A 13,274-nucleotide genomic window follows, 5' to 3' on the forward strand; every position below is an offset into this window, starting at 1 on the left:
TTACTAGAACGTTCTAGCGCTCCAAGGTTCATTGTGCCCAACTCCGTTCACACAGGCGTGTTCAGGAGTCGAGTTCTAGGTGAAAACACCGATTTGACTTCAATTGTTTAGAGTTAAACAATTGAACCATGAACAAACTTTCCAGCATCGTATGCATCGGTGGCGGTCCGGCTGGGTTGTATTTCGGCCTGCTGATGAAAAAGCAGCGGCCCGAATGCCGGGTCACGGTGGTCGAGCGAAACCGTCCTTTCGATACCTTTGGCTGGGGCGTGGTGTTTTCCGACCAGACCCTCGGTAACCTCCAGGTGGCGGACGCCGAAAGCGCGCGCCTGATCGGTGATGCGTTCAACCACTGGGACGACATCGAGGTGTTCTTCAAGGGGCGCAGCGTGCGATCCGGCGGCCACGGCTTTTGTGGCATTGGGCGCAAGCACCTGCTCAACATTCTGCAGGAACGGTGTCTTCAGCTTGGTGTCGATCTGGTGTTCGAAACTGATGTCTCGGATGAGCAGGCCATTGCATCGAGGTACGAGGCCGACCTGATCATCGCCAGCGACGGATTGAACAGCCGCATTCGCACCCGCTACGAAGAGGTGTTCCAGCCCGATATTGACCTTCGGCAGTGCCGCTTTGTCTGGCTTGGCACACACAAAACATTCGACGCCTTCACCTTTGCTTTCGAGAAGACCGAGCACGGCTGGTTTCAGGCGCACGCATACAAGTTTGACGAAGACACCTCCACGTTCATCGTCGAAACCCCCGAAGAGGTGTGGAAAGCACATGGCTTGGACCAGATGAGCCAGGAAGAGGGCGTTGCCTTTTGCCAGAAGCTGTTTGCCAAGTATCTCGATGGTCATGAGCTCATCAGCAACGCCAAGCACTTGCGCGGCTCAGCCATCTGGATCCGTTTCCCGCGCGTGATCTGCAAGACCTGGGTTCACCATCTGGACATTCAGGGAAAGCGCACTCCTATCGTGCTGATGGGGGACGCGGCTCACACGGCCCATTTTTCCATAGGCAGCGGCACGAAGCTGGCTCTCGAAGACGCCATTGACCTGGCGGACGAATTCGCCACGGGCGAAGATATTGATGCCGTGCTACAGGCCTACGAAGCGCGCCGCAGTGTCGAGGTGCTCAAAATACAGAACGCTGCCCGCAACTCTACCGAATGGTTCGAGAACGTGGATCGGTACACCGGCATGGAGATCGAGCAGTTTGCCTACTCACTGCTGACGCGCAGCCAGCGCATCAGCCACGAGAACCTGAGGCTGCGCGACGCCAATTGGCTGGAAGGATACGAAGCCTGGTTCGCCAAAGGGCAGGCGGTGCCACCCATGTTCACGCCTTTCAGCATGCGTGGTCTGACGCTGAAGAACCGCATCGTCGTTTCACCCATGGCGCAGTACAGTGCAAAGGATGGCGTGGTGGGCGACTATCACCTGGTTCACCTGGGCGCGAGGGCCCTTGGAGGGGCTGCGCTGGTCATGGTGGAAATGACCAGCCCCACACCCGAAGGGCGCATCACTCCGGGCTGCCCTGGTCTGTACAACGATGCGCAGGAAGCTGCATTCAAGCGCATTGTCGACTTCGTGCACATCCAGAGCAACGCGGCCATTGGCCTGCAGCTCGGTCACAGCGGACCCAAGGGGTCAACCCAGTTGGGCTGGGAAGCCATTGATGAACCTCTGCCGCAGGGCAACTGGCCGATTCAGGCGGCCAGTGCTGTGCCGTATGGCGAGCAGAACCAGGTTCCCGCTGCCATGAGTGCGCAGGAAATGAATGCGCTGAAACTCGCGTTCGTGGAATCCACGCGCCGGGCTGCGAGGGCGGGTTTCGACTGGCTCGAACTGCACTGCGCGCACGGCTATCTGCTGGCCTCCTTTATCAGCCCGCTGACCAACCGGCGCACCGATGAGTATGGTGGCTCACTTGAGAACCGCTGTCGCTACCCGCTGGAGGTTTTCGCAGCCATGCGCGCTGCATGGCCACAAGATAAGCCCATGAGCGTGCGCATTTCAGCCCATGACTGGGTGCCCGGTGGCACCACGCCGGACGATGCGATCGAGATCGCGCGCATGTTCAAGGCAGCTGGCTGCGACATGATCGATGTGTCTTCCGGACAGACCACGCGCGACGCCAAACCCGTGTACGGCCGCATGTACCAGACCCCGTTTGCCGATCGCATTCGCAACGAGGCTGGCATTGCCACCATCGCCGTCGGGGCCATCTCGGAGGCCGATCATGCCAACAGCATCATCGCCGCCGGCCGTGCTGATCTGTGCGCAATAGCCCGGCCACATCTGGCGGATCCGGCCTGGACATTGCACGAAGCTGCCAAGCTGCAAAGCCGCGCCGTGACCTGGCCCAAGCCCTATGAAAGCGGGCGTGACCAACTCTACCGTGAGATCGCCCGGCAGAAAGCCATGCAAACTGATGGCGGCATGGCGGGAGCATCCGGCGCCGTAGTTGCCTGAGCCTAGATCCGGCAGTTGACCGCTTGAAATCTTCAGGAAAGCCGCATGAACACTCAATTTCTATGCTCCGATAACGCTCACCCGTTAGGTGAGAGCGCTACGCACCCGATCAGGCCGCCCTCGGGTGCGCTGGCGGCGTTGCTCGTCCTTGCAGGCACGAGCCTGCCGCGTCCTCGCGCCTTGCCAGCGCACCCGATGACGACCTGCTCGGGCGCGTCCAACGGCCGGATCTAGGCTGAGGAGAGATCATTGGATCAGGAAGCACGCGTACATAGCGAACACCCGGACGAGCTGCGCCTTTGGCTGCGCATGCTCACTTGCACGCAATTGGTGGAGAAGGACATTCGAGCCGGCCTGCGCGAACAGTGGGGCTCTACCTTGCCTCGATTTGATCTGATGGCACAACTCGAACGCGCTCCCGAGGGCTTGCGCATGAACGAGCTCTCGCGCCGCATGATGGTCACCGGGGGCAACGTGACCGGCATCACCGATCAGCTCGAAGGTGAAGGCCTGGTTGAGCGTGTGGAAGTAGAAGGTGATCGACGCGCTTTCAGGGTGCGGCTCACGACACAAGGCCGGCGTCAGTTCAAGGCCATGGCGGCGGCCCATGAAGGCTGGATCGTTGAGGCCTTCGCGGGCCTGAACGCAGGCGAATTGCACACACTTCATCAGCTGCTCGGTAAAGTGAAGCAGCATTTTCTTCAGGAGATAGCGTGAAACATTACATCGGTCAGGGCAACCCCATGCGTCCTCAGTTCAGGGCGCAATCGAGCTACGTCGCGAAGCACTTCAACTGGCAGTGCGATGAGTCAGGTGTAGCCACCGTCACGCTCAATCGCCCGGAGCGCAAGAACCCGCTCACTTTCGATTCTTACGGGGAGTTGCGCGATCTCTTCAACGGGCTGCGTTACGCCACCGACGTGAGGGTGGTGGTGGTGGCGGGCGAGGGGGGCAACTTCTGCTCGGGTGGCGATGTGCACGACATCATCGGCCCTCTGACCAAAATGAGCATGCCGGAGCTGCTCGAATTCACGCGCATGACCGGAGACCTGGTGAAGGCCATGCGCGCCTGCCCTCAACCGGTCGTGGGCGCCATCGACGGCATTTGTGCGGGTGCGGGCGCCATGATGGCGCTGGCTTGCGACCTGCGCTACGGCTCACCCCTCACCAAGACGGCATTCTTGTTCACGCGCGTGGGCTTGGCTGGGGCGGATATGGGCGCATGCGCGTTGCTACCGCGCGTGATCGGCCAAGGGCGCGCCAGCGAGCTGCTTTTCACCGGCCGAGCCATGACAGCACAGGAAGGCCTGAGTTGGGGTTTCTTCAACGCGCTGCACGATAGCGGTGAGTTGCTGGACAAGGCGCATGCCATGGCGCGCGAGCTGGCGGCCGGCCCGACCTTTGCCCACGGCATGACCAAGAACATGCTGAGCCAGGAATGGGCCATGACCATTGAGCAGGCCATCGAAGCCGAAGCGCAGGCGCAGGCGATCTGCATGCAGACGCAGGATTTCCGACGCGCGTATGAGGCCTTCGCGGCCAAGCAAAAACCTGTGTTTGGGGGAGACTGATGAGTGGCGGTGTGATGCGGCCGACGGCTCTGGTGCCTTCTGCGGAGCACCTGGCGTTACCTTTCTTCGAGGCCGCGCACAGGGACATTGCAGCTCGCCTGCCGGCTTGGGCCAATGCGCAGGGCGTGGACGAGACGGACGACCGCGCTGCATGCCGGAATTGGGTGCAGCTTCTGGGGGAAGGCGGTTGGCTGCGTTATTGCGTGGCAGGAGACCATGGCGGGGCTTTGCCTCAGTTGGACTCCCGGGCGCTGGTGCTGCTGCGCGAAACGCTGGCTTTTTACTCGCCCTTGGCAGATTTTTCCTTTGCGATGCAGGGGCTGGGCAGCGGTGCCATATCGCTGGGAGGCACTCCGGCGCAGCAGGCTGAATACCTGCCTGCGGTAGCGCGAGGCGAAAAAATTGCGGCCTTCGCGCTGAGCGAGGCGGACGCCGGCTCTGATGTGGCGGCCATGAAGACGCAAGCAGACTGCGAAGGCGGCCTGTGGCGCTTGAACGGCACCAAGACCTGGATCAGCAATGGAGGCCTGGCCGACTTCTATTGCATGTTCGCCAAGACCGACTCTCAAGCTGGCAGCCGCGGGATCACGGCTTTCATCGTCGACAAGGGCGCGGCGGGCCTGGACGACAACGCGCATATTCAGGTCATGGCCCCGCACCCCTTGGCCACGCTGAAGCTCGCCAATGCCGTGGTGGCAGGCAATGAGCCTCTGGGCGAGGTGAACGGCGGTTTCAAGCTCGCCATGCAGACGCTCGACATCTTCCGTGCCAGCGTGGCGGGGGCCGCGTTGGGCATGGCGCGACGCGCATTGGCGGAGGCGGTCGCGCATGCCCGCCAGCGAAAAATGTTCGGCCACACGCTGGCAGACTTCCAACTGACCCAGGCCAAACTCGGCGAAATGGCGGCACTGATCGACGCTGGCGCGGTGCTCACCTACCGCGCCGCCTGGATGCGCGACATGCAGCAGGGGTCGATGAAGGAGCGCAGCGTAGCGGCGGCCATGGCCAAGATGACCGCCACCGAAAACGCCCAACGTGTGATCGACATGGCCCTCCAGATGCATGGCGGGCTCGGAGTCATGGTCGGTTCGCGGGTCGAGTCGCTCTATCGTGACATTCGGAGCCTGCGCATCTACGAAGGTGCCACTGAAGTCCAGCAACTCATCATCGGAAAGGCCGTTCTGACATGAGTACCCTTAGCGCCCAGACTGACCGCTTCGTCCATGATCGCCTGCCCCCGCGCGAACAATGGCCAGAGCTACGTTATGACTTGCCGGAGCTTCAGTTTCCGGACCAAGTCAACCTCGTCGCACGTCTGCTCGACGATGCGATCGAGCGCAAGGGTTGGGGTCAACGCATCCTGTTGCGATCGCCCCAGATCAGTTTGACTTACGCCGAAACGCGCGAACGTGTTGATCGCATCGCAGGCTATCTGATCCATGAGTTGAAGCTGGAGCCAGGCAACCGGGTGCTGCTGCGCGGCGGCAACTCCATTGGCATGGCGTTGTCGTGGCTGGCTGTCGTCAAGGCAGGTCTCATCGCGGTGGCCACCATGCCGCTGTTCCGGGCGGTCGAGCTCGGCAAGGTGATTGACAAAGCACAACCAGCCGCCGCCATCTGCGACGCGAGATTGCTGCTGGACCTGGAGCAAGCCCACGCACAGCAACCAGGGAATTTGCGCCATATCCTGCGTTTCGGGGCGGCTGGTGATCCGCAGGATCTCGGTGCGCTGGCAGCGCAGCAGCCCGCCTCGTTCAAGGCTTGCCCGACAGCGGCGGACGACATTGCGCTCCTGGCGTTTACCAGCGGCACCACGGGCCAACCCAAGGCCGTGGTGCATACTCACCGCGATGTGTTGGCCGCATGCGAGAGTTGGCCACGGCACGTGCTCAAACCCTCCGCGGACGACGTGGTGACGGGGTCACCCCGCTCGCTTTTACCTTTGGACTCGGCGGATTGCTGCTCTTTCCGATGTGGGCCGGGGCCAGTATCTACTTTCCCGACGTTCCCTATAACCCCGAGACCATGGTGCGCCAGATGCGCGAGCACCGCATTACCACCTGCTATACCGCGCCCACGTTCTATCGGCAAATGGCGCCGCACGCCAAGGCTATAGGCATCCCCACGCTGCATACTTGCGTGAGCGCGGGTGAGGCTTTACCGGACGCGACGCGCCAACTCTGGAAGGATGCCACAGGCATCGAAATGCTGGATGGTATTGGCGCCACGGAAATGTTCCACATATTCATCTCATCCGCAGGCAAAGATGTCCGCCGAGGTGCCATTGGCAAGGTCGTGCCCGGTTACCGAGCCAGGGTGGTCGACGATGAGGGGCGCGAAGTGCCGCGCGGAATGGTGGGAAAGTTGGCCGTTATGGGCCCCACGGGATGCCGCTACATGGATGATGTGCGGCAGGCGAAGTATGTCCAAGACGGCTGGAATCTTCCCGGCGACGCGTTTGTGCAGGACGACGAGGGGTATTTTCATTACCAGGCGCGGGACGACGACATGATCATTACCGCCGGCTACAACGTGGGCGGGCCGGAGGTTGAAGATTGCCTGCTCACCCATTCGGCGGTGGCCGAATGCGCTGTGATCGGAAAACCCGACGAGGAGCGGGGCATGGTCATCAAGGCATTCGTCGTGCTGAAAGCCGGCCATGCGAGCGATGCCGCCATGGTCAAAACACTGCAAGAGCATGTGAAAGGCCAGATCGCGCCTTACAAGTACCCTCGCGAAATCGAGTTCACCACGGCACTGCCGCGTACCGAGACAGGCAAGTTGCAGCGCTTCAAGCTGCGACAGTCAAGCTAGCTTGAGTGCATAGGCATCGATCGAATCAGAATTTGGAGCATTGCCATGAATAAAGTCCTCCAGCCCGTTGGCTGGGCCCCCGCCAAGGGCTATGCCAACGGCATAGCCGCACGCGGCACGCAGATATACGTTGGCGGCCAAGTAGGCTGGAACGCACAGCAAGAATTCGAAAGCGACGATTTCATCGAGCAGTGCCAGCAGACGTTGCGCAATGTCATGGACGTGCTGAGAGCAGGTGGCGCGGGGCCCGAGCATATGGTGCGCATGACCTGGTATGTCATCGACCGTGTCGAATACAACGCTCGGCTGAAGGAACTGGGGATTGTGTACCGCGAGGTCGTCGGCAAGCATTTCCCGGCCATGACTTGCGTGCAGGTGGCGGCCCTGATGGAGGAGCGCGCCAAAGTCGAGATTGAGGTTACCGCGGTGGTGCCTGATTCCGCCTAAGCCTGGCAAAGCCGGTTAGCCTCTTGTGATCTTCAGGACAGCCGCATGAAGGAACCTCAGGGCGACGCCCGACTGCTGGCTGGTTTCTGGCTGGGCGTCCTGGGAGTCACTTGCTTCGCCATCACCTTGCCTGCCACCCGGCTGGCCACGGGCACGGCGGAACAGCCGCAGCTTGACCCTGTATTCCTGACCTTGGGGCGCGCTGCGCTGGCAGGTGTGTTGTCGGTGCTGTTCCTGCTGCTAACGCGTTCAACATTGCCGCAGCGCGCGCATTGGCCTGCGCTGGCTGCCGCGGTTGCGGGCAATGTGATCGCCTACCCTCTACTGCTGGCCTGGGCGCTGCGCAGCGTCACCGCAACGCACGCGGCGGTCATCACCGCGTTGTCTCCTTTGGCCACAGCCGTCGTGGCGGCCTGGTTGCTCCACCAACGCGCGCGGCCCGCTTTCTGGATACTTGCCTTGGTGGGCAGCGCTTTTGTGGTCTTGTTTGCGTGGCTACGGGCCGACACGCAAGGTGGCTTCGGCTTCGCTTCGGCCGATCTGCTGCTCATCGCCGCAATAGTGGCCGCATCAGTCGGATATGTATATGGTGCCAAAATCACGCCTGTGCTCGGTGCGGAGCGAGTTATCTGTTGGGTATGCGCCGCAGCACTGCCGTTCACCCTGCCGGTTGCGTTTTGGTTTTGGCCGGAGAACTCAGGCCATATTCGTCCCGTAAGTTGGTTGGCGTTTGTGTATCTGGGTTCTGTGTCGATGTGGGCAGGTTTTTTCGCTTGGTATCGAGGCCTCGACTGGGGAGGCGCCTTGCGCGTGAGCCAGACTCAGCTATTGCAGCCGTTTTTGTCGATGTTTTTCGCATGGCCCTTGCTGGGTGAGCAGCCCGATGCCGTGTCGATCGGATTCGCGCTGGCAGTGGTGGCGACGGTGTTTGCCAGCCGGCACTTGCCCGCGCGAGGCAGCTGAAATCCATTCGAGCCGAATTTGATTTTTAATACGGGCTGAGAACCTCAAGAAAGCTTTCCATGAACCTGAACGATCAACCTCGCCCCTGGCAACTTGCTCGCAGGGCCGAGGCCATGAATCCCTCGGCGATCCGCGAGATACTGAAAGTGACCGAGCGCCCGGGAATTCTTAACTTCGCAGGCGGATTGCCTTCGCCTGAAACTTTTCCGGTGGCGGCCATGCATGCCGCCTGCGCCGCTATCCTGGGGGAAGGCAGCAGCATCGCCAAGCCTTCGTTGCAGTACGCGGCGAGCGAAGGCTTGCCTGAGTTGCGCGAATGGGTCGCGACTGAGATGGGCAAACAGGGGGCGACCGTCTCGCCTGATCAGGTGCTGATCACCACCGGCAGCCAGCAGGGACTGGATCTGATCGCCAAGGTGCTGATCGATGCAGGTGCCCCCGTCATGGTTGAGACTCCCACCTACCTCGGCGCGCTCCAGGCCTTTACACCCATGGAGCCCCACATCGAAAGCGTGGACAGCGACGGCGAAGGTGTTCTGCCGGAGGCGCTGCGCAAGCAGCTCGCAGCTATGCCCGAGCGGCCGCGCTTCATGTACTTGCTGCCCAATTTTCAGAATCCTACCGGTCGCACCATGCCGGAAGCACGGCGCGAAGCCGTGCTGGCCGTTTGCCGCGAGTTCGGGCTTCCTGTCGTGGAAGACAACCCCTATGGCGAGCTGTGGTTTGATCAGGCACCTCCAAGGCCTCTACTGGCGCGCTGGCCGGAAGGCGTCATCTATCTTGGCTCTTTCAGCAAGATTCTGGCACCGGGTTTGCGTCTGGGCTATGTGATTGCACCGTCTGCTCTGTATCCAAAGTTGTTGCAAGCCAAGCAGGCGGCCGATCTGCATACCCCCGGTTTTAACCAGCGTCTGGTGGCGGAGGTTATTCGCGACGGCTTTCTGGATCAGCACGTGCCCACCATTCGCACGCGCTACCATGCCCAGCGCGACGCCATGGTGAGCGCACTGACGCGCGAGCTGGGCCCCACGGGAGCCACATGGACCGAGCCCAAGGGCGGCATGTTCATCTGGGTGCGTTTGCCTGAAGGGCTGAATGCGCAAGCCCTTTTGCCCGCCGCCGTGGATGCCGGCATGGCCTTCGTGCCTGGGGCGCCGTTTTATGCGCGAGACCCTGACATGCGCACGCTGCGCCTCTCGTTCGTGACCTCAACGCCTGAGCAGATCGATCGTGGCATGGCAGCCCTGGCCCAAGTGATTCGCGAAGCGCTTTCCCGCTGAGTCCGTCGCCATGATCCCGTCCCGCCCCTTCGCCCAGATCGACGTCTTCAGTTCGATGCCTGGCTACGGCAATCCCGTGGCTGTGGTGCTGGACGGCAGCGGGCTTGACGAGGCGGCCATGCAGCGCTTTGCACGCTGGACAAACCTCTCGGAAACCACTTTCGTGCTGCCTCCGAGCGATCCCGCGGCCGACTATGCATTGCGCATCTTCACACCAGGCGGTGAGCTTCCTTTTGCCGGCCATCCGACGCTGGGCTCCTGCTTCGCATGGCTGGCGGCGGGCGGGCAAGCCAAATCCTCAGAGCAGGTCGTGCAGGAATGCGCCAAGGGCTTGGTGCGCATACGCCGCGATGGCGGGCGGCTGGCATTTGCGGCCCCGCCGAGTCATCGTAGCGAGCCGTCACCGGCTACCCTCGCGTCGGTCGTGAAGGCATTGGGTATTGAGGCCGGCCAGGTGCTGCGTGCGCAATTGCTCGACAACGGGCCCGTGTGGCTGGGCTTGCAACTGGACAGTGCCGACACGGTGCTGGTGCTGGAGCCGGATCAGGCCCAACTCTCTGCCCTGGGTTGCAAAGTGGGTGTGCTGGGCACCTATCCGTCTGAAGCCGCTATGCCCTTGATCTCCCGGTCCAGCCGGGAAGCTCGAGCCTTCGTTGGTGCCGCCGTTCGTGGCGAAACGCCACTGGTTGAAGTGCGCGCCTTTGCCGCGCCCATCGGAGTGGCTGAAGACCCGGTGACCGGTAGCCTTAACGCCAGCCTGGCGCAGTGGTTGATTGATGCAGGAGAAGTGCCCACTTCGTATGTGGCCAGCCAAGGCACGGTACTGGGGCGGGAAGGGCGGGTGCACGTGCACCGCGATGCGAACGGCCAAGTCTGGGTGGGTGGCCATTGTGTGCGCTGCATCGTGGGTACTGCGGAAATTTAGAGCCACTCTCCTGCCGCCTTACCCAGCCGTAAGCATTTGACAGGGCTTCGCTCGGCATAATCGCGCTCCTCGAAAAGGAATATCGGCCTATGAGGAGCCAAGACAAAATGCTTTACCTGCTCGACGCGTTCAGCGTCGACGCACCTGTTTGGTCCGCAGAGGAACTGGCGGCTCGTTGTGAGTTGCCCGTTTCATCCTGCTACCGTTACCTCAAATCGCTTCATCAGGCGGGGTTGCTGGCTCGCGTAGGCAGTGGGTCGTACGTGGTGGGGCCCCGAGTGCTGGTTCTTGATCGCGTGGCCCGAACCTTCGATCCGATCTACACCGTGGGTAGCCCCAGGGTGGTCGCGTTGTCCCAGGAAACCCGGTTCAGCGCGCTGCTGTCCGTGCTCTACAGCGAATCGGTCATGTGTGTGCGGCAGGTGCTCACTCCTGACGCTCCGCCTGGCTTGTCGGGCCGGGGCCACCGGAGTTCGACACTTTGCCCCTCTTTTAGACCATTTTCCCGGGGTCCGGGTGTTAAGAATCAAGGACTTGCGCGTAAATTTCTGAATTTTCTGTAGTGGCAATCTTTCATGGTGTTGGTGTTGGCAATATTTTTGATTTGTCCTACACTGAGGAGCACCATGTTCGTCAAGCTCACCCGCTCGGGCGGCCACACTTACGCTCAGTTGATGGAGTCCTTCCGGGACGCCAGCGGCACGCCGCGCCAGCGCACCGTCACCACGCTTGGGCGTGTGGATGAGGACGGCGGCCAAGTCGATGCGGTGCTCGCCACGCTGCTGCGGGCCAAGGGCCGCAGCGCGGATGTGGCCACCCCGCAGATCAAGTTCGAATCGGCTTTGGCTCTGGGTGATGTCTGGGCGCTCGATCAGCTCTGGCGTGAGCTGGGTTTTGATGCCCTGGCTGGCGTATTCCGCCGGGCTCGCTACACCACTGCGGTGGAGCACGCCATCCGCGTGATGGTCTTCAACCGTCTGTGCGATGCCGATTCCAAGCTGGGTGCACTGCGCTGGTTGCAGACCGTCTCGATGCCCGGGGTAGAGCCCAGCAAGATCACTCATCAGCACCTGCTGCGCAGCATGGATGCCCTGATCGATCACCAGGGAGCGGTCGATGATTGCGTGGCCCACCTGCTGCGACCGCTGATCGATGACGAGCTTTCGGTGGTGTTCTACGATTTGACCACCATCCGAAGCGAAGGCCTGAGTGTTCAGCAGGGCGATGTGCGCCACTTCGGAATGTCCAAGGAGGGCGGCATTGCACGGCAGTTCCTGCTGGGCGTGGTGCAGACTGCCGACGGCATGCCGATCTACCACGAGGTGTTTGATGGCAATACGGCCGAGGCGCCGACGATGCTGCCCACCGTGCGCAAGGTGCTGGCGCGCTACCCGCACATTCGCCGCCTGGTGATGGTGGCCGACCGGGGCTTGCTGTCGGTGGATAACCTGGCCGAGCTCACCCGCATCAGCCTGCCCAGTGGGCAGCCCCTGGAGTTCATCCTGGCCGTGCCGGGTCGCCGGTATGGCGAGTTCGCCGAACTGCTTGAACCCTTACATGCCCAGGCGCAGGCGCACAGCAGCGAGACGATCACGCAAGCGAAGTGGGAAGGCCACCGCCTAGTGGTGGCGCACGACCCCGTGCGTGCGCAGGAGCAGACTGCCCTTCGCGCGACGCGCATTGCGGCGCTGCAGGCGCGGGCTGAGCAGTTGGCTGGCAAGCTCGACGGGCAGGATGCGGGGGAGGTTCACCGCGGGCGCAAGCTCAGTGACTCCGGGGCCAAGGCGCGCTTCTTTCACGAAGTGGCCGAGGCTCATCTGACCAAGATCGTCAAGGTCGATCTGAAGTCTGAGCTCTTCACTTACGAGATTGATGCCAAGGCCTTGGCCCGGGCGCAAATGATGGATGGCAAGCTGCTGTTGGTCACCAACGTGGCTGACCTCAGTCCTGCCGAGATTGTGCAGCGCTACAAGAGTCTGGCCGACATCGAGCGCGGCTTCAGAGTGCTGAAGTCCGAGATCGAGATTGCGCCGGTGTACCACCGGTTGCCCGAGCGCATCCGTGCGCACGCCAGCATCTGTTTCATGGCCTTGATTCTGTACCGCGTGATGCGCCAGCGGCTGAAAGCGGCCGGTCACAGTGCGTCACCCGAGATGGCCCTGGCGCAACTGCGGCGCATTCAGCGGCAAAGCGTGTCAATCAACGAAGGCGTGCCCATCGCAGGCATCTCCACCATCCACCGAGGCCAGGCCAGCGTGCTGGCCGCTCTGAACGTCAGGAGCCCTAACCCAGACACCCAGTTAAGCCTCTTGTAGTGGCAAGATGAGAACGGTTTCTAAGGAAATCAAACACTTACAGCGCTTCGTGTCGAACTCGGGGGCCAGCAGCGCCCGCTGGTCGCCGGGGCTACTGCGAACGTCATCCTTGCATACTTGCCACGCCACCAGTTAAGCAGAGTTTTCAAGAGGCATCAAGAGCGTATTGCAGAGGTCGGCTTGGGACGGGAGTGGGACGAACTGCGGGTTACGCTGGCTGACATTCGCGCCCGAGGCTGGTGTTTGTCCATGGGTGAGTGCGGCACAGGAGCTGCCGGCCTCGCGGCACCCCTGTTCAACAAGGACGGCGAGGTGCTGGGGAGCATTGGCCTGGCGACTTCCATGGACTCGCCTCGGCTGGAGGAGCTCAAGGCGCTGGTGCCAGAGATTAAGCAAGCCGCAGCTGAAATCTCGCAGGGCATCGCGGCCAACTCAAGCCTGGTAGACCTGCCCGCGAGGGGGCTGGGGTAGGACCTCTCATCGAC

11 protein-coding genes and 2 pseudogenes are annotated in these 13,274 nt (G+C 61.8%); all 13 read left to right on the top strand.

The window, feature by feature from the left end:
- Positions 1–128: 128 nt before the first annotated feature.
- Positions 129–2,474: a bifunctional salicylyl-CoA 5-hydroxylase/oxidoreductase gene (locus AAAK34_RS04860; RefSeq protein WP_231695209.1), complete on the top strand. Its 2,346-nt coding sequence runs from the start codon at positions 129–131 to the stop codon at positions 2,472–2,474.
- Positions 2,475–2,519: 45 nt separating this feature from the next.
- Positions 2,520–2,708 (top strand): hypothetical protein, encoded by a 189-nt coding sequence (locus AAAK34_RS04865; RefSeq protein WP_231695208.1) that lies wholly within the window; start codon positions 2,520–2,522, stop codon positions 2,706–2,708.
- Positions 2,709–2,723: 15 nt separating this feature from the next.
- Complete coding sequence (locus AAAK34_RS04870) at positions 2,724–3,191, top strand: MarR family transcriptional regulator (protein ID WP_231695207.1); 468 nt, start codon at positions 2,724–2,726, stop codon at positions 3,189–3,191.
- Positions 3,188–4,045, top strand: coding sequence for an enoyl-CoA hydratase family protein (locus AAAK34_RS04875; RefSeq protein WP_231695206.1), 858 nt, complete (start codon positions 3,188–3,190; stop codon positions 4,043–4,045). Before AAAK34_RS04870 ends, AAAK34_RS04875 begins: the two co-directional genes overlap by 4 nt.
- Positions 4,045–5,235 carry an acyl-CoA dehydrogenase family protein gene (locus AAAK34_RS04880; protein ID WP_431777803.1) on the top strand — a complete coding sequence of 397 codons (1,191 nt, stop codon included), beginning with the start codon at positions 4,045–4,047 and terminating at the stop codon, positions 5,233–5,235. Before AAAK34_RS04875 ends, AAAK34_RS04880 begins: the two co-directional genes overlap by 1 nt.
- Positions 5,232–6,859 (top strand): annotated as a pseudogene (locus tag AAAK34_RS04885) (AMP-binding protein). Before AAAK34_RS04880 ends, AAAK34_RS04885 begins: the two are co-directional and overlap by 4 nt.
- Before the next feature lie 45 nt (positions 6,860–6,904).
- The gene (locus AAAK34_RS04890) at positions 6,905–7,306 is read left to right on the top strand and encodes a RidA family protein (RefSeq protein ID WP_231695203.1); all 402 of its coding nucleotides are present in this window, start codon (positions 6,905–6,907) and stop codon (positions 7,304–7,306) included.
- Between the two features lie 45 nt (positions 7,307–7,351).
- Positions 7,352–8,269, top strand: a complete 918-nt coding sequence (locus AAAK34_RS04895; protein WP_231695202.1) for a DMT family transporter — start codon at positions 7,352–7,354, stop codon at positions 8,267–8,269.
- A gap of 59 nt (positions 8,270–8,328) precedes the next feature.
- Positions 8,329–9,549 carry a PLP-dependent aminotransferase family protein gene (locus AAAK34_RS04900; RefSeq protein WP_231695201.1) on the top strand — a complete coding sequence of 407 codons (1,221 nt, stop codon included), beginning with the start codon at positions 8,329–8,331 and terminating at the stop codon, positions 9,547–9,549.
- A 10-nt stretch (positions 9,550–9,559) separates the two neighbouring features.
- The gene (locus AAAK34_RS04905) at positions 9,560–10,474 is read left to right on the top strand and encodes a PhzF family phenazine biosynthesis protein (RefSeq protein ID WP_231695200.1); all 915 of its coding nucleotides are present in this window, start codon (positions 9,560–9,562) and stop codon (positions 10,472–10,474) included.
- An 89-nt stretch (positions 10,475–10,563) separates the two neighbouring features.
- On the top strand, positions 10,564–11,037 hold the full coding sequence (locus AAAK34_RS04910) for a helix-turn-helix domain-containing protein (RefSeq protein ID WP_431777804.1): 474 nt from the start codon (positions 10,564–10,566) through the stop codon (positions 11,035–11,037).
- 63 nt (positions 11,038–11,100) lie between these two features.
- Positions 11,101–12,789, top strand: coding sequence for an IS1634 family transposase (locus AAAK34_RS04915; RefSeq protein ID WP_431777326.1), 1,689 nt, complete (start codon positions 11,101–11,103; stop codon positions 12,787–12,789).
- A 75-nt stretch (positions 12,790–12,864) separates the two neighbouring features.
- A pseudogene (locus tag AAAK34_RS04920) lies at positions 12,865–13,260 on the top strand (IclR family transcriptional regulator domain-containing protein); the annotation flags it as partial.
- Between the last annotated feature and the right edge of the window lie 14 nt (positions 13,261–13,274).

This window comes from Ottowia caeni (assembly GCF_050821495.1).
Classification (GTDB): domain Bacteria; phylum Pseudomonadota; class Gammaproteobacteria; order Burkholderiales; family Burkholderiaceae_C; genus Ottowia; species Ottowia caeni.